Source organism: Spirosoma oryzae, from assembly GCF_003002825.1.
Classification (GTDB): Bacteria; Bacteroidota; Bacteroidia; order Cytophagales; family Spirosomataceae; genus Spirosoma; species Spirosoma oryzae.
Window position 1 is genome coordinate 333,509 of the sequence record NZ_PVTE01000002.1, and the last position, 17,032, is coordinate 350,540.

General features: G+C 54.5%; 12 protein-coding genes. 5 read left to right on the plus strand and 7 right to left on the minus strand.

What is annotated here, in order from left to right:
• Positions 1 to 108 precede the first annotated feature (108 nt).
• Both CLV58_RS03625 and CLV58_RS03630 read right to left on the minus strand, forming a co-directional pair.
• A complete protein-coding gene (locus tag CLV58_RS03625) occupies positions 109 to 651 on the minus strand; it encodes a 3'-5' exonuclease (RefSeq protein WP_106136404.1) in 543 nt (180 codons plus the stop codon).
• A 68-nt stretch (positions 652 to 719) separates the two neighbouring features.
• Positions 720 to 2,225: a S41 family peptidase gene (locus tag CLV58_RS03630; protein ID WP_106136405.1), complete on the minus strand. Its 1,506-nt coding sequence runs from the start codon at positions 2,223 to 2,225 to the stop codon at positions 720 to 722.
• Positions 2,226 to 2,536: 311 nt separating this feature from the next.
• On the opposite strand from CLV58_RS03630, the gene prmA reads away from it, so the two are divergent.
• Both prmA and CLV58_RS03640 read left to right on the plus strand, forming a co-directional pair.
• The gene (prmA, locus tag CLV58_RS03635) at positions 2,537 to 3,370 is read left to right on the plus strand and encodes a 50S ribosomal protein L11 methyltransferase (RefSeq protein WP_106136406.1); all 834 of its coding nucleotides are present in this window, start codon (positions 2,537 to 2,539) and stop codon (positions 3,368 to 3,370) included.
• 75 nt (positions 3,371 to 3,445) lie between these two features.
• A complete protein-coding gene (locus CLV58_RS03640; RefSeq protein WP_106136407.1) occupies positions 3,446 to 8,281 on the plus strand; it encodes a hypothetical protein in 4,836 nt (1,611 codons plus the stop codon).
• 217 nt (positions 8,282 to 8,498) lie between these two features.
• Here CLV58_RS03640 and CLV58_RS03645 read toward each other — a convergent pair whose 3' ends face one another.
• Positions 8,499 to 9,413 (minus strand): PfkB family carbohydrate kinase, encoded by a 915-nt coding sequence (locus tag CLV58_RS03645; RefSeq protein ID WP_106136408.1) that lies wholly within the window; start codon positions 9,411 to 9,413, stop codon positions 8,499 to 8,501.
• A 104-nt stretch (positions 9,414 to 9,517) separates the two neighbouring features.
• Complete coding sequence (locus tag CLV58_RS03650) at positions 9,518 to 10,717, minus strand: hypothetical protein (RefSeq protein WP_106136409.1); 1,200 nt, start codon at positions 10,715 to 10,717, stop codon at positions 9,518 to 9,520.
• Between the two features lie 255 nt (positions 10,718 to 10,972).
• Here CLV58_RS03650 and cysS point away from each other — a divergent pair, with 255 nt between their 5' ends.
• The 3 genes from cysS (at position 10,973) to CLV58_RS03665 (ending at position 13,949) form a co-directional block, all read left to right on the plus strand.
• Positions 10,973 to 12,475, plus strand: coding sequence for a cysteine--tRNA ligase (cysS, locus tag CLV58_RS03655; protein ID WP_106136410.1), 1,503 nt, complete (start codon positions 10,973 to 10,975; stop codon positions 12,473 to 12,475).
• A gap of 72 nt (positions 12,476 to 12,547) precedes the next feature.
• The gene (locus CLV58_RS03660) at positions 12,548 to 13,576 is read left to right on the plus strand and encodes a M28 family peptidase (RefSeq protein ID WP_106136411.1); all 1,029 of its coding nucleotides are present in this window, start codon (positions 12,548 to 12,550) and stop codon (positions 13,574 to 13,576) included.
• Positions 13,566 to 13,949, plus strand: a complete 384-nt coding sequence (locus CLV58_RS03665) for a hypothetical protein (protein ID WP_106136412.1) — start codon at positions 13,566 to 13,568, stop codon at positions 13,947 to 13,949. The genes CLV58_RS03660 and CLV58_RS03665 overlap by 11 nt, the downstream gene beginning before the upstream one ends.
• A gap of 338 nt (positions 13,950 to 14,287) precedes the next feature.
• Here the strand turns inward: CLV58_RS03665 and CLV58_RS03670 are convergent, their stop codons facing one another.
• From CLV58_RS03670 to CLV58_RS03680, 3 genes are read right to left on the minus strand one after another with little or no spacing between them, the layout of a single operon-like run.
• Complete coding sequence (locus CLV58_RS03670) at positions 14,288 to 15,652, minus strand: DUF4270 family protein (RefSeq protein ID WP_106136413.1); 1,365 nt, start codon at positions 15,650 to 15,652, stop codon at positions 14,288 to 14,290.
• Between the two features lie 22 nt (positions 15,653 to 15,674).
• Positions 15,675 to 16,025, minus strand: coding sequence for a DUF4907 domain-containing protein (locus CLV58_RS03675; RefSeq protein WP_106136414.1), 351 nt, complete (start codon positions 16,023 to 16,025; stop codon positions 15,675 to 15,677).
• On the minus strand, positions 16,015 to 17,022 hold the full coding sequence (locus tag CLV58_RS03680) for a Kelch repeat-containing protein (protein WP_106136415.1): 1,008 nt from the start codon (positions 17,020 to 17,022) through the stop codon (positions 16,015 to 16,017). The genes CLV58_RS03675 and CLV58_RS03680 overlap by 11 nt, the downstream gene beginning before the upstream one ends.
• Positions 17,023 to 17,032: the final 10 nt, after the last annotated feature.

The following is a 17,032-nucleotide window of genomic DNA, read 5'->3' on the forward strand; positions in this document are numbered from 1 at the left end:
AGGAATGCACAGAAAAGTAGACTGGTGCGCAGCATAGGGTTGACGAAGTGATTGGTTTAACACGGTTGTCCCAACCGGCAGTCGAGACAAGAGACACAGCCGCAGCGACTATGTCAGCTGCGTATACGATTGGTCGGGCCGGGGGATATGGCCATGCTTATCGTTGCGGAGCAGCATCTCGAACAGTTTCACTGTCGCGGCTGCATCGCCGGCGGCCCGGTGCCGGCCGTTGAGCGGAATTTCCAGCGAACGGCACAGTTTACCAAGGCTGTACGACGGATAGCCGGGCAAAATTTTTCGGCTGGTACGCACCGTGCAGATCGTTCGGCGCAGAAAATCGTACCCCAGCCAGTTCAGTTCTTTCTGGATAAAGCCGAAGTCGAAGCTAACGTTATGAGCAACGAAAATAGCCCCTTCCGTGATGCGCAGCACCTCATGGGCGACGTCGGCGAAGAGCGGTGCCTCCGCTACCATCGCTTCGGAAATACCCGTCAGTTGCTGAATAAAAGGCGGAATTGGGCATTCGGGATTAAGCAGCGTACTGAACGAATCTACGACGCGCTGCCCATCATGGCGAAAAATAGCAATTTCCGTAAGTCGGGTTGGGCCTTTGATGCCGCCCGTTGTTTCAACGTCGACGATGCAATACACAGATAACCGGTTTTCGGTACATGCTCCAGCCACCGGCAAACGGGCTGTCGCGCAACCAAGTTACAACCTTAGCGCGACGCCTGCAATGGACGGGTCCGAATCGGCTGGCGGGCGACGACCCCTTCGCGAATCAGCCGGAGGGTGTAATCCAGCACGTAATCGCGGTTGGTCAGGAGGTCTTCATAGGAACGTGTGACGGTGAAATCCGGTTCAACCGTGAATCCGTTGGCCCGGTCGGGCGTAACGGCGTGGATCAGCTTCTTGAGCGGAATGCGTACCTGAATGCGCGAGTTGGGCAGCGTCACCGTTTTGAAGTGACCGGCAAAGTCGCCCCAGTACGCGCTACCGCTGGCTTCGCCGATGTAGGTGCCCATACCCGCATCGAGCGTTTTGGCCAGCACCGTTGTCGTAGCCGAAAACGACGCGCCATTCATCAGGAAGTACAGGTTACCACGAAACGCCAGGTGTCGCCGGGGCCGGTAGCGCCACCGCACCGATCGACTGGCAAAGCCCCCCGATTGGTTACGCTTGTACTGCCAGCTAAAGTGCAGCGCCGAAATCGGATTCCAGCGGGTAACGAGTTCGGTACGGGCCGCTGGCGTCATCTCTTCGCGCTCCATCATCGTAAACGGCTTCGGCATCCAGTAGCGCAGCAGGTTAGCCGAGTTGGTCACCACGCCCCCACCATTGCCCTGCATGTCGATAACGAGATTCTGTACGTCCTGGTCGCGCAGTTGCCGGAAGGCCCGCTTGAGCCGCCGGTTGAATGCCCACTGGAACGGCCCCCTTTTTCCCGTATTCATAAACGACGATACGCGTAGCACAGCCGTCCGGGTCAGCGAATCGACGATCCGCACCGACAGATTCGGGCGACGGTCGATCTCATTCGGGTAGCGCCGTTGCATCATGCCCCGAAACCGCTGTAGCGATATACAACCGATTTTGGCCTGCCGCGTCGCCGAGTCACCTTTGGCGTGGTAAGTAATCGCAATCGAATCAGCAGAGCCATACCAGGCAGCGTAGTAGTCAGCAAACTGCACCAGACTCCACTGCCGACGGCCCGTCAGATTATCCCCGTCAGAGCCCGAGCGGTCGGCTTCCATCAGTTCACGATGCAGCTCTCCTACCGGTCGACCATTGATCGTCAGCAGTTCGAATCCACGGTGCAGACTGGTATCGGGCGATACGTTATGGCTGATGTAATACTGATCGCCAACCGCCCGGATGAAAAATGGAATATAGCGTGTCTGCTTACCGATGAAATTCCGGCGGTGACTCATGTTGGTATGCCCATCTTTTACGGCCGCCACCAGCGGGCTAACGGTATGATAAAACGCCAGGTAGGGCGTGGGGGCCGTTAGTCGATTGTAGAGCGAATCATACAGTTGCTCCATCCGGGGCCGGGGCGTGTAGTAGCCCATGCCGGGATGAAGCAGATCGAGTTTTCGTTTGAGAAAGGCGATATCGGCGCGGGCCTGCTCCGGCGTCAGCGTATCCGTCTGGGCAAAAGCAGGGGTTAAATCAGCAATAAAGCAAAGAAAGAGGAAGGCAACCAGACGCGTCGTTATGTTCATCAGGCAGGAAAGTAGACCAACCGTTTACGGCACCGGAGGTCTGCCTGTGAAATTAAAAAGTACGCAAACTAAAAGCAACAAACTTTGTTTGCAAATCGCATTAAAATTTTGACAATTTGCCATTACGCCAAATTTTATAGAGTAATTATACTTATACGATAGAGAAGGCTTAGGATATGTAGAGACGCGACCGTCCGGCGGCCCGGCCTTCGCGTCTTACCGCCGGACGGTATGGCTGACGCAGGTCATAGGCTGCCGCAGATGAGACGCGATCCTTCGCGTCTCTACAAGGCTTTTCGTTACTTTGAGGTATGAACTATACCGAAGTACAACTAACGGTTTCGCCGGACTTTACCGACATCCTGACTGCCGAACTGGCCGAGCTGAATTTTGAATCATTCGTCGAGACCGATGAGGGGTTGAACGCCTACGTGCAGGAGGCCGATTTCGACCCGGGAGCCCTGCGCGAACTGGTCGCCAAATACAGTTCGATGACCGCAATAGCCTATCAGATCAATTCGTTAGAAAAACGGAACTGGAACGCCGAATGGGAGCGTGATTACGAGCCGATTGAGGTCGCCAATACGGTGCGGGTACGGGCGTCGTTTCATGAGCCAAACCCGGCGTTTCGCTACGACCTCGTTATCAATCCGAAAATGTCGTTCGGGACGGGTCATCACGAAACAACGGCGATGATGATGGAACAGCAACTGGCGCTCGACTTCACCGGCACCACGGTACTCGACGTTGGTAGCGGCACGGGGATTCTGGCGGTCCTGGCGGCTCGCATGGGCGCAGCATCGGTACTGGCGTTCGACGTTGAAGAGTGGGCCGTAGAAAACGCGCGTGAAAATGCAGACCTGAACGACTGTCCACAGATCACGGTGTTTCAGGGCACGATTGCTGATGTTGATCCAACGAGCCGGTATGAAGTAGTGCTGGCGAATATCAACCGAAACGTATTACTGGCTGAAATTCCGACATACACAACCTTGCTGAAGCCGGGTGGCTCCCTGCTGGTCAGCGGCTTCTACCAGCACGATGCGGTCGATATCCGGCAGTGCGCAGTCGATGCGGGTTTGACACCGGGAACCGCCCTGACCCTGCGCGACTGGTCGTCGCTCCTGTTCACCAAACCAGCCTGATAAGCTTTAGCCCTGAACGGTTTTCAAAAGCTTTTAGGGCTCGATACAACAAACAAATTGCTTTTGAACCTGCTCATGAGACGCGTTTTATACCTGCTGCTTTGTCTGTGGTATCCCCTGTTCAGTATGGGACAGGCGGTCCGTATTTCCGACAAGCCCGATCAGTTTATGACCGACGTACAGAAACTGATGGCCACGGGTGGTCCGGCGGCTGTTCGGGCGGGTACGGATTTGCAATCACTGTTTTTGGAAAATCGACTGTCGGCCCAGCAGCAGGAGCGCGTCATGGTCCTGAGCCGGAAAATGAACCAGAAGCGACTACCGGCAGCAACGCATTTCGCGCCGTTCTACGAAGCGCTGTATCACGCGATCGCGACGCAGTCGGCGGGTACAACCGGGGTAGATGGGTTGCTGACGGTGGCCGAGAAACTGTTTGAAACGACGGACACAAAAACCTTCGGGCAGAGTCTGCAAACGGCGCGTCAGTTTCTGGAACGGCGGGAGCTGTATACCGGTCGGTACAACAAGCTGTACGCGCAGGGTGGCTCGTTTCAGTTCCGCTTTGTCGACGCAGTACCCACCTCACCAGCCTCAATGACGGGCACCATTACCCCCGCCGATTCAGCGGCCATTGCTAAAGCCGCAGCCGAACGTTCGCGCTTCGACGGCTGGGACACCCCGGCTGCCGGTGACTCGACGATGCCTAAACAACTCGGCATTCAATACACACCACAACGCCGACCCATCCCCACCGTGTCGGGGGCGGTGCTGACGCTAACGGGCGTGACGCTGGCCATCGTGGCCAACGGTGATTCGGCACTGGTCAGCAACACATCGGGCGATCTGATGCTGACCAACGGCCAACTGGTGGGCAAAGGCGGAACCGTCAGCTGGGCCACCGCTGACCGGCCTGACATCTCGGTGACACTGACGGAGTACGCCATGAACGTAGCCAATCCGCGCCTGCAAGCCGACGACGTGACGCTGACTTACGAAGGGTCGAAGCCGGTGAAGGGTGTATTCGAATACGTTAGCCGGAAGAAGAGTGGACCGGCCCAGTACCCGCGTTTCATGTCGTGGCAAAGCGATGCCCGCATTCCCAACCTCGGCACCGACGTCGACTACCGGGGTGGGCTGGCCCTGGCCGGTGCGCAGTTGGTCGGCTCGTCGGCGAGTGGACAGCCCGCCTTGTTGATTATCAAATCGGGGGGCAAGCCACTGATGAAAGTTAGCAGCCGCCGGTTCGACTTCCGCGACTCGACCATCTCCGCGCAGTCAGCGGCTTTTGTCGGCTACGTCGACACCGATTCGATCACGCACCCCGCTACCCAGTTCAAGTTCGACAAGGCGCAACGGGTAGCCTGGTTCAACCGCGAAGACCGTACGGGTAACGGCCGGATTCCGTTCGCTGATTCGTACCACAAATTTTACATTCAGCCCGAAGTAATGCGCTGGGACATTCCGCGCAAAAAAATCGACTTCTACCAGGTCGGGGCCAAGCAGGAAGTACCGGTTTATCTCGAATCATTCGATTACTTTCTACCCCAGCGGTACGCCGACCTGACCGTTGACTACGGCTTTCACCCGCTGCAAATTGCCGCGAACTATGTTGCCACCAAGAAAACGCAACAGTTCACGCCCGAAGACCTGATCGCGTCGGTGAAGGTGAATCCGACAGCCTTACGCGGCTCGCTGAACCGCATGGTACAGGAAGGCTACCTCGACCGCGACGCCAATACGGGTATGCTGCGGCTCAGCCGGAAGGGCGTGCTGTATGTGCTGGCCTACGCACACAAGAAAGATTACGACAACTTCCAGGTCCGCTCCTATTTCCCATCGAACGACAGCCTGAAAAACGCGACGATCAACCTCGACGACAAGATCCTGACTGTACGGGGCGTCACCCGATTTACCCTGTCCGACTCGCTGAAAGTCTTCGGCACCCCATCGGACAAAACGTTGCGCATCGGTAAAAACCGAGCATTCACGCTGAATGGGCAGATCAAAGCGGGAACGCTCCGCTACGCCGGGCGCGACATCAGGTTCGACTACGACAAGTTTTCGATGAATCTGAATAAAGTCGACTCGATCACTTTTTCGTCGCAGAAGCTGGCAGCGCAGGGCAAGACGGGCGAAGTCGGGGGCGATATCAAATACGAGAACGCGGGTACGGTTTATCTGGCGGCCGCCGATAACAAATCGGGGCAAATCAAGGGTAAAAAAACGTCGCAGCGGCTGGTTATGCCGGAGGGGATGACCGTGTATTTCAATCAGCCGGTACGGGGTAATCTGACCTACAACCAGAAGGTGTATTTCAAGGTACCACCAATCGATAAGGACAGCATGGGTAGCGACGATATCTCGTTTATGGGTACGTTCTACTCCGACGGTATTTTCCCGCCGTTCAAAGCCGAGTTGAAGACCATGCCCGACAATACGCTGGGGTTCGTGCACAAGGCCCCCGCCACCGGCTACCCGATCTACGGCAGCAAAACAGCGAACGTGAAGTTTACTAGCGAGATCACTATGGATAAAAACGGGCTGCGGGCAGAAGGCGTCCTGAATCACCTGACCGCCAGCCTGAACACGCAGGGTATACTGTTCGCAACCGACTCGCTGGTTACGTCGGGCGAAAAAGGAACGGTTAAAGAAGGGCTGATCGGACAGACGTACTTCCCGCAGGTACAGCTCAACGACTACTCGATGAAGTGGTGGCCCAAAGCCGACAGCATGGTAATTACCACCCGGAAAAACAACTTCGTGCTGTACAACGCCACAACCAATCTGGAAGGCGGACTGGTCTTGCGGTCGAAAGGCTTATTTGGGCAGGGCACCCTCCGCCGGAAGGATTCGGAAGCCACCTCGAAAAGCATCAAATTCAACAAAGATGGCTTCCTGGCCGATAACGCCCAGTTCAAAGTTCTGTCGGATAAGGAAGGCAGCAAACCTATCCTGCTGGGCAGCGATGTCGATGTTGATTTCAATCAGGTAAAGGGCGTCGTTGGACTAGCTATCAATAACCGGCAGACTATAACCGACACGCTGAGCTCAAGCCTGGACTTTCCCTTCGCGGCTTACAAGACGAACATCAATAAGGCTCAGTGGAATATCAATGCCAAGACGATCGCCATGAAGGGCGACGTAAAAACGTCGACGTTTACGGCCACGGCGGAGGAGCAGGAAAGTCTGACGTTCAACGGCTCAGCTGCCCTATACGACGTTGATAAGATGATGCTGAACATCAGTGGCGTTCCGTATGTCACGTCGGCCGATGCGCGCATCCAACCCGACAAGGGTCTGGTGACGATCAAACGGAACGGCGAAATGACACCCTTCAAAAACGCCCGGCTCGAACTCGACACAACGAGCCGGTTTCACCACCTGAAAAACGGCAATATTCAGGTCCTGTCGCGGACCCGTTTCTCCGGCGATGCCACGTATCTGTACCCACTGGCCAAGGGTGATACGGCGAGTGTGAAGATGGGTAATTTCGACTTGCAGGAAACCGCAGCCCCCACCCTGACCGCCGATGCGCGCAAAGGTAGCCGGAGTAGCCGCCGGTCGGGAGCAGGGGCAGCCGTGAAAACGTACACCACTGTGGCCAAAGCCGAAGTCGACGAAGACGATAACCTACAGCTAGCGCCACAGATGCTCTACAAAGGTGCCATCCTGATGCAGGCGTCGGCTCCCGACCTCGCCCTGGACGGGTTTATCAAACCGGCGCTGAAAAAACGGGCGGATCTGATCAGCGGCTGGATTCCGTTCAAGGAAAAAGTAGCCGAACGACTGGAGATCAAGGTCGACAAGAATCTGAAGAACGAAGGCGGTCAGGAACTGGTAGCCGGTTTCCATTTCCGGGGCGGTGGTGCCGGTCTGTACCCGACGTTCCTGTCGCCAAAGGAGGACGGCCGCGATGAAGACCTGTTTACGGCAACCGGCATCATGCGGTACGACGAAAAGGACAAGCTCTACCGCATCACGTCGGGGGCTGCGGCTACCGAAGCCGTTGCCGCCGATAGCGCATCAGACGATGTCGAAAACGCGTTTACCTTCAACGATAAGCGCGGTCTGATCACGTTCAAGGGTGCCATGAATCTGCTCAACTCGACTCCGACAAAGTACCTGCTCGCATCCGGGTCAGCCCGCATCAACATCGACAGTAGTCAGTATCGGTTCAATACGTTACTGGCCTTTACCTTCCCCGTGCCGGAGGGTATCAGCACGGCGATTGCAACAAAGCTGGTCAGCACGAATCAGGAGGAGCAAAATACAGAAGCCGCCGACGATGACCTGAACCGGCTGTCGGACAAGCTATTGCCGCTGATTGGTGCTAAAGAGGTCGAAGCCTACCGAACCAAGGCGCAGAATCAGCACGTACCGCTCAATCAGGCATCGCCCAAACTAGTAGCCGCCCTGGTACTGGCGAACGCTAACCTACGCTGGAACGACAAATTCAATGCGTTTTACAGCACGGGACAGCTCGGCGTATCGAACATGCTGGCGACGGACATTAACGCGCAGATGGACGGTTTTGTCGAAATCCGCAAGTCGGCCAATGGTGATGAAGCAAGTATCTATCTGGAAGCGTCGCCGGACGTGTGGGTGTTCTACGATTTCAAACCCGGCAATGGTCCCGGTTCGATGAGTCAGCTGGCCATTATTTCGTCGGATCAGGAAATCAACGACAAACTATTGGCCGGTTCGAAAAATAGCGCCAAAGCGGCTATCGAAGTCGTTCCGGCTACGGTTGATGAGAAAACGCTCTTCGTTGACCGGTATCTCGATCAGTACAAGACGAAGGCTAAACCCGCCCCAAAGCCGAAAGCCAAGCCGGGCGAGAAGGTGACGAAAGAGATCGCCAAGGAAAAAGAAAAGAAGAAAGACAAAGAAGCCGAAAAGGAAGGCTTCTAGTCTTGAACTGTGATTGTCTTGAACTGTGATTTATTTGATTACGCTGATGGGCTATGATTCTTGATGAATCAGCAAAATCCTGTCAATCAAACGAATCACACGGGGCCGTCCGGCGGTTCAAGTTTGTCTGAACTGTGATTCGTTTGATTACGCTGATGGGCTACGATTCTTGATGAATCAGCGAAATCCTGTCAATCAGACGAATCACAGTTCACGACTACAGCCCGAACGCCGATAGCTTTACAAACTCATCGACGCGGGTTTTGATCTCCTCGTCGGTCAGGTTCAGAATGCGCTCGGCACCAAACTTCTCGACGCAGAAAGACGCCATTGCCGATCCGTAGATGATGGCCCGCTTCATATTGTCGAACGAGATGTCGTCGGTTTTGGCGAGGTGTCCGATGAAGCCACCGGCGAAAGTGTCACCAGCACCCGTAGGGTCGAATACTTCGGCCAGGGGAAGTGCCGGAGCGAAGAAGATCTGATCGTTCTGGAACAGCAGCGCGCCGTGCTCACCTTTCTTGATAATGACCGTCTGCGGACCCATCTCCTTGATCTTGGCAGCGGCTTTTACCAGCGATGGCTGACGAGTCAGCTGACGGGCTTCTTCATCGTTCACAACCAGCACGTCGACCAGTTTGAGCAGATTCATCAGATCGTCGTTGGCGATGTCGATCCACAGGTTCATCGTATCCAGCACGATAAGCTTGGGGCGGTTGTTGAGCCGCTCAATGACTTTCTGCTGAATGGCCGGTGCCGTATTGCCGAGCATCAGGTACTGACAATCCTGGTAAGCATCGGGAATGATCGGATCGAAGTGCTCCATCACGTTGAGCTGTACCTCGACCGTATCGCGGGTGTTCATATCGTCATGATACTTCCCCGACCAGAAGAAGGTCTTTTCGCCCTGCCGAATTTCCAGCCCTTCCGTATTGATACCGTGTTGATTCAGGTCATCGATCATGCTCTGCGGAAAATCGTCACCCACGACGGCCACCAGATTGTTGTCCTTCGTGAAGTACGAAGCCGACAAGGTGATGTAGGTAGCGGCTCCGCCGATGATTTTATCGGTTTTGCCGAATGGTGTTTCCAGTGCGTCGAATGCAACCGACCCAACAGTAAGTAGACTCATAATTGGTTTACAGTTTTTGGTTTACAGTTTTCAGTGACTGAGTATGCAGGTACTTAACCGGCGCACGGATTACCGAAACCTGTAAACCGTATACCGTATACCGATCACTGTTTTTTTCGCCCGATTACGGGACAGCGTTTGAATGGTTTGGTTCGATCGAACAGATACCGGTACGTAACGTGGGTTTTGACGATTGTTGACCCCAGCTGACTGACGAAGCGTACCATGATCGGGTTGAAATCGCCCACCCAGTTCATCTCCAGCTCCGTGTATTGAAAATTCGGATTATGATCGGCTTCGTGCGGCATCCGCAGCGCAATGGCGGCTTCCAAGCCTTTTCCCTGGTGCGCCGGCGCTACGCCGAACACGACGCCAAATGCCTTACGGTTTGTCTTACGGATGGTATGCCATAGGAATTTCAGCTTACCGATCAGGTCGAGTTTGCCGTTGACGTGCTTGAAAATCTGATTCAGTTCAGGCAGACAGACGAAAAAAGCGACTGGCTCTCCCTGGTAATACGCGAAGTAGATAATCTTCTCATCGATAACCGGTTTCAGCTTCTGCATCAGCAACTGCGCCTGCTCGGCGGTCATCTCATGTACGCCCGCGTGTGCCCCCCAGGCAGCGTTGTAGATGTGCCGGAACTGCTCGGCAGCGGCTGGTAAATCCCGCTTATCGAGCGTGCGAAAATCGTAATCAGGATTATCGTAGATGCGTTTGGCCCGGTCTTTCACCGCCTGCGACATTTCTGTCAGCCGCGCCCAGGTTGTCGGGATACCGAAGGTAAACTGCTTGAAGTAGTCCTGAAAGCCGTAGTTTTCGAAAAACGAGATGTAATACGGCTTGGTGTAGGGCATGCAATAGTTGGGTTCGCGCTCGAAGCCATCGACCAGCAAACCCCACCACCGGTCACGATCGCCGAAGTTGATCGGTCCGTCCATGGCCTCCATGCCCTTCGTCTGCAACCACGCTTTGGCGGCATCGAATAAGGTAAAGGCGGCTTTCTCGTCGGCAACGCATTCGAAAAACCCGACGCCCCCCGTCGGCTGATCGTTGTCCAGATTGGCGATGTCGTAATCGACGAAAGCCGCGATCCGACCAATGGTATCACCTTTATCGCTCAGGAGCAGATAGCGAATGCAGTCGCCGTGGTCGAATCGCTTGTTTCGGCTGGGGTCGAACACCTCTTCGACATCGGTATCGAGGGGGCGAATCCAGCAGGCGTCGGCGCGGTAAAGCCGAACAGGGAACTGGATAAATTCGTTCTGATACCGGGCATTGGTGCCCACCTCAACAACCTGCATAACGGACTGCCCAGCGGGCTCTTCTAAAAACAAAACGCGAATATAGCCAAAACCACCGGGTAGGCTGACCTGCCTGCCGTTTTCCAGCCGACAATGCGTAGTTTTGCTACGTTTCGCCAGTCAAAAATTGGCTGAAAATCAGTTTTGACTGAGCCACGAATATCCCCAACCCCCTGAATGGGGCTCATACAACGAGCAGGAAAAGTCTCCTTCAGGAGGTTGGGGGTCTGACCGTCAGTTTTTTAGTTTTGCCGTATGACCGAACCAGCCGCGCAACCGCTTCACTTATACAACACGCTTTCCCGCCGGAAAGAACGCTTTGAACCGATTAACGCCCCCTACGTGGGCATGTACGTCTGCGGACCAACGGTATACAACTACGTACACCTCGGTAACGTCCGCACGTTTCTGACCTTCGACACGCTCTTCCGTTACCTGACTTTTATCGGATACAAAGTGCGCTATGTCCGCAACCTGACCGACGTGGGTCACCTGGTTGGCGACGGCGATGAGGGCGAAGACAAGATCGGGCGGATGGCCAAGCTTGAGAAAGTGGAGCCGATGGAAATCGTGCAGCGATTTACCAACGATTTCCACACGGTCACGGCGCAGTTCAACATGCGACCGCCTAGTATCGAACCTACCGCGACGGGCCACATGCTGGAGCAGATCGAAGCCGTCCAGGAACTGCTCGCTAAAGGACTGGCCTACGAATCGAACGGGTCGGTCTACTTCGATATCGACGAATACAACAAACGCGGGGGCGAGTACGGTAAACTGTCGGGTCGGATTCTGGACGACTTGCTCAACGAAACCCGCGCCCTCGACGGGCAGTCGGAGAAACGCAGTCCACTTGATTTTGCCGTCTGGAAACGGGCCGCACCCGAACACATCATGCGCTGGAATTCGCCCTGGGGTGAAGGTTTTCCCGGCTGGCACCTCGAATGCTCCTGCATGAGCACAAAGTACCTCGGTAAGCAGTTCGATATTCACGGGGGCGGCATGGACCTGAAGTTCCCGCACCACGAATGCGAAATCGCGCAGGACCGGGGCCTTAACGACCGTGAGCCGGTTCGCTATTGGATGCATTCGAACATGCTGACGGTCAACGGTCAGAAAATGTCGAAGTCGCTGGGCAACTCGTTTCTGCCTGCCGAGTTGTTTGCCGGTAGTCACGCGTTGCTCGATCAGCCGTACAGTCCGATGACGGTCCGGTTCTTCATGCTACAGTCGCACTACCGCAGTACACTCGACTTCTCGAACGATGCGTTGAAAGCCGCGCAGAAAGGCTACCGCCGACTCGCCAACGGACTACGCATCGCCAAACTGCTGACGTATCAGGCCGACGACAGCGTGACTCCCGATCTGGCGAAACAGGAAGACATTCAGAAAGCGGTCAAGCAATTCTACGACGCGCTCAACGACGATCTGAACACGGCCGTTGGCATTGCGCAGCTGTTTACCCTGCTCAAGTACATCAACATGCTGTACATGGGTCAGCTACAGGTAGCAACGCTGGGTGAGGAAACGTTTACCCTGCTGCGCGACTCTTACCTGTCGTTCATTCACGACGTACTGGGGCTGTATGAAGAGACAACCACCAACCAACCGGTGCTGAACGGCCTGCTGACACTGTACAAGGAATACAAAGAGCAGAAGCAATACGACAAGGTCGATCAGATCCGTTCGTACTTCAAAGCGCAGGGTCTGGCCATCAAAGACATGAAGCATCAGATCGACTGGGCGTACGAAGAATAAACGCAGACCCATCGAACTGTCGACGCATCGAACTGTCGACCTATACCTACACGAATTCTCGAACTTAGTATCATGTCCAAACCCATCTTACTACTCGTCGCCATCGTATTGACGTTAGGTAGTTGTAAGGAAAAGCCGAAACAGCAAAGCGACACGACCAGCACCCAGCCCGCCATGGCAGCCGCGCCGGCTTTCAACGCCGATTCGGCTTATCAGTACATCGATCGGCAGGTAGCGTTTGGTCCCCGCGTGGTCAACTCGGCGGCCCACCAGAAAACGGGACAGTATCTGATCGCTAAACTCAAGCAGTTTGGCTGCGACGTAACGGAGCAACCATTTACGGCAACAGCCTGGGACGGCACGAAGCTGAACTGCCTGAACATCATCGGTAGCATCAACCCGAAGGCAACCAAGCGCGTCGTGCTGGCTTCCCACTGGGATTCGCGGCCCGTCGCCGATCAGGACCCGGACAAAGCAGATCAGAGCAAAGCGGTGCCAGCGGCTAACGACGGAGCCAGTGGTGTCGGCGTATTACTCGAACTGGCGCGCACGATTCAGCAGGCGCAGAAAAAGCCCGACGTAGGTGTCGACATCATTTTCTTCGATGCCGAAGACTGGGGCAACGGCGAAAAAGCCCAGAATGACACGAAAGACAACCTGAGTGTCAACGGGCAACCAATTGACTTTGTCGGCTTCTGTCTGGGGTCGCGGTATTGGGCCAAGAATCTGCATAAGCCAGGTTACTCAGCTTACTACGGCATTCTACTCGACATGGTCGGGGCGAAAGGTGCTACGTTCCCCCGCGAAGGCTATTCGCAGCAACTGGCGTCCAGCGTAGTCGACAACGTATGGCAAACCGCCAACCGCCTGGGGTATAGCCCGCTCTTCATCGATCAGTCGGGTGGAGCCATTACGGACGATCACCTGGCCCCTAATCTGATGGCCAAGATTCCGATGATCGATATCATTCATACGAGTCCCACAATGGGTGGTTTCTTCCCGGCCTGGCATACGGCTGACGACACAATGGATACCATCGACAAAGCCACATTGAAAGCTGTCGGGCAAACACTAACGCAGGTCCTTTACAATGAACAGTAAGTTTTTTTGCCTGCTGCTGTTGATCGGTTTCGCGAGCTGCTCTCCCCCACCCGATCAGTTCGGACGGCTCGATTTGCGGAAATGGCGGGGCGACCGGGGCGGCTGCAACGGCGTTCGGATGTCGATTCTGCCGGATTTTCGGGCGGAGATTCAGAACCTGAAAGGCAAGCGCGTCGACGTCATCGGCGAGCTGCTTGGCCGACCGGATATCAATGAAATTGCTGACCGGAATCAGAAGTTCTACATCTACTTTCTGGAGAAGGGACCGCAGTGTGACAAGCCAGGTGCGAAGTCGACAAGCCGATCGGTAGCCATTCGCATGAGTGCCATCGGTTTAGCTACCGAAATTACGTTTCAAAACGGGCTACCATGATCTGTTAAACATGCACAATCCGTTATTTTAAATTTTTTAACTAATTAACGCGTGTTTCAATCTTTTCTTAACGAATAGCCGTATATTTACTGACACGATACGATAATCCGACAGGATAGTGTCTGAGAACATACAGTCTTATCATAGGTTAAGGTAGTTTTAAAGAGGATGGGAGTTTGCACTCATCCTCTTTATTGTTTTTAAGCCCTCCAGTCTACTACCAGTTCTCACTGATCGTTTTGGCCCGTCGTTGTTGACCGGCAGCTTGGTACCTAAAAAAATAGCGCCTACCGATAGTCGGCAGGCGCTATTCACGCGGATATGGATCGCTCGCTTGCTTACAAACCCGAAGTCAAGAATAACCGGAGTTGAATCCGATCGCTAATGGGTTGCTGTTGATCACCAACCGTGACCCGTTGCGCCATTGTCCGTAGATCCGTACCGAGCGTCGTCAGGATCAGTGGCCGGTTGGGAACACGGCCCAGAATAAGGTTGCTGGCGTACTGCGTCACATCAAAGGTGTAGTTGTCGATCAAGTCGGGCTGCGTCGCATCGTAGGCATAACCGGCCGCGTTATAACCACTCTGTGGCAATGCACCGCTAGCGCCAAACGGCACAGGGCTCAACAACTCGTTTTGCGCGTTTCCAAGGAAGATAGCCAAATTCGGTGGGGTCAGGTTGTCTCGCAGCGTCTGTCGCACGGGCTGCATGACCAGTTGTGCACTGTTCAGGCCCGCATAACCGGCTGGTATTTCAAACTGACTGATATACGGGAAGTCGATGCGGGTACGCAGGCCCATGGCAATAAAGCTAGTTCGATTCGTCAGACTGCTACTGACCGCATCTGTTTTGCTTTGCAACGCGGCAAGGGGCGTTCCCGTACGGTCGTTTATAAACTGGGTAAAGTTCGTACCTCTAAACGGAAACCGTATTGATGCCGCATTCACTGTGATATCCGTACCGATGTCAGTCGTGTGGTAATACAACCGCAAACCGGAGAAACCCCGGGTAGAAAAACCAATTAGTGTATTCCCCGACGTAGGTGTCACGAAAGCGAAGCCCTTCCAGAAATCGTCCATCGTGATATTGTCGATGATCGTTCCATCGGCCAAAGCAGCATAGAACGATTGAGCCATGGCACTCGACATACGAAAACGAATTTGCCGGGGTACGCGGGGCGGCACACCGGGTGCTGGTATCACAGTCCGGCTAAACAACGGCTTTGAATCGTAGGCGGCTGAACTGGTGTTATAGTAAGCGCGGCTACGGCTAAGTGGATTCTGAAGTTGATGAACCTCGATACCAAAAGCCGTTGTCGTATCGCCATACGCGTAGGCATAGCCTAGTTCGAGGACAAGTGAATCTACGGTAATGTTTGTCGTCGATATAAACGGATTGCCAGCGTAGTCGACGTTTGTGTAGCCCCGGGTTATCAGCGTACCGGTTCGCGAATCAGTCCACCGGCCGACCAGCATACTCGTATCCTGGTAAGTATCGGTGGAGGCATTGAGCAGAATAGGCGATGTAACAAACGAATCCGGCGCGAGTACGGTCGATACACGCACACTAATCGTATCGAGCGATTGAATGGAAAACTCCTGCGGGTTGATTATCGCCTGGCCAATGTCAAGCGTTCCCGATTGACAGGCACACAGGCAGAGCGCAGCGATGAACAACCCGGCAACTCGGTGAAAAAAATGCATCTGTAACGTATGTGATGTATGATTAGGGGATTGAAATATTCATGTCCCGCAGTTCATCCGGCGTGATGGTCGGTAGCCCCTTCCCTTCTTTGAGCTTGCTAATAACGCGTTCACCCACCTGACGGGCCTGGATTTCGTTCGCGAATCCCCGGTCACCAGCCGCTCCGGGTATGGTCGGCTGGTGGAGTATCAAACGCCCCTGATTGAGCACATCATACCCCCAACCCGTCGACGTTCTGATTACCTGTAATTGGTAGCCCGAACGGGATTTGTATACCTGATAGACGGTCAGTAACGCCAGTACAGCAAGGGCGATAAACAGAATACGCCGGACAACTGATGGTTGTCCGGCGTGCTCAGTATCAATAGGCATCGGTATTCTGCGTAACTGTCGGATCGAAAATCCACAGATCGTCAGTACGGCTCGATACGCCACCCGTTGTTACATAACCTTTGTTACCAATGGCAAACCCTTGTGCGTACTGCCGGTCAGCCCCCTCGAAGACACCTAACGTAGTCCAGGTATCCGTAGCAGGATCATACTGCCAAACGGGGGTATTACTCGACGATGCGCCAGTACCTGCAACGACATAGCCTTTACCGTTGATGGCAAAGCCAACGCCGTAGTTACGGGCAATAGCTGACTGATCGGTCGTGAACTGGAGTTTCTGCGTCCACAGGTTCTGGGTTGGGTCATACACCCACCAGTCACGTTGTAGTGTACCGTTATTGTTGCCGGTACCCATGTACGCCTTACCATCAATAACGAACGCTAACGCACCAGTCCGTTTGTCACCACCGTAGCTGGCGGACTGACTCCAGGTGGCCGTAGTCGGGTTGTACGACCACATATCTTTGACGAAGTTGCCGTCGAAACCGGTACCGACATACCCAATGTTGTTGATTGAGAAAGCCGTCGCATTCCGGCGGGCACTACCGCCGAAATCAGCGATTTTCTTCCAGGTATTGGCTGATGGATCGTACTCGTAGAAATCTTTGAGCCGGTCACCGTTCGCATTCGTACCCGTGCCAATGTATCCTTTGTTGGCAGCCGCGAAACCTACACCGTAGATACGGCCGACACCAGCGTAGTTTGCTTTTTGCGTCCAGGCATTTCTAGATGGGTCATACGACCAGAAATCAGTCAGCCGATTGTTGTCCGAGTCAACACCTGTACCAAGGTAAGCGATGTTTCCGATCACAAAGCTAGATGCACCCGTCCGGGCGACGCCATCAAGGGCAGACCCCCGTGTCCAGTCGCCCAGCGTACCGGTCGTACTCGAACTATTACAACTTGCCAGCCCACCGGCCCAGCCCACACAACCTACGAACAGCAGGGCATTTACCCACTGACCACGAAAACGAGACATAAAAGAGTTA

Bases quoted from the DNA above. Each gene is read 5' to 3' on its own strand.
- CLV58_RS03650 (WP_106136409.1), bottom strand. From the start codon at position 10,717: ATGCAGGTTGTTGAGGTGGGCACCAATGCCCGGTATCAGAACGAATTT.
- CLV58_RS03670 (WP_106136413.1), bottom strand. From the start codon at position 15,652: ATGCATTTTTTTCACCGAGTTGCCGGGTTGTTCATCGCTGCGCTCTGC.
- CLV58_RS03680 (WP_106136415.1), bottom strand. From the start codon at position 17,022: ATGTCTCGTTTTCGTGGTCAGTGGGTAAATGCCCTGCTGTTCGTAGGT.
- CLV58_RS03630 (WP_106136405.1), bottom strand. From the start codon at position 2,225: ATGAACATAACGACGCGTCTGGTTGCCTTCCTCTTTCTTTGCTTTATT.
- prmA (WP_106136406.1), top strand. From the start codon at position 2,537: ATGAACTATACCGAAGTACAACTAACGGTTTCGCCGGACTTTACCGAC.
- CLV58_RS03675 (WP_106136414.1), bottom strand. From the start codon at position 16,025: ATGCCTATTGATACTGAGCACGCCGGACAACCATCAGTTGTCCGGCGT.
- CLV58_RS03645 (WP_106136408.1), bottom strand. From the start codon at position 9,413: ATGAGTCTACTTACTGTTGGGTCGGTTGCATTCGACGCACTGGAAACA.
- CLV58_RS03660 (WP_106136411.1), top strand. From the start codon at position 12,548: ATGTCCAAACCCATCTTACTACTCGTCGCCATCGTATTGACGTTAGGT.
- cysS (WP_106136410.1), top strand. From the start codon at position 10,973: ATGACCGAACCAGCCGCGCAACCGCTTCACTTATACAACACGCTTTCC.
- CLV58_RS03640 (WP_106136407.1), top strand. From the start codon at position 3,446: ATGAGACGCGTTTTATACCTGCTGCTTTGTCTGTGGTATCCCCTGTTC.
- CLV58_RS03665 (WP_106136412.1), top strand. From the start codon at position 13,566: ATGAACAGTAAGTTTTTTTGCCTGCTGCTGTTGATCGGTTTCGCGAGC.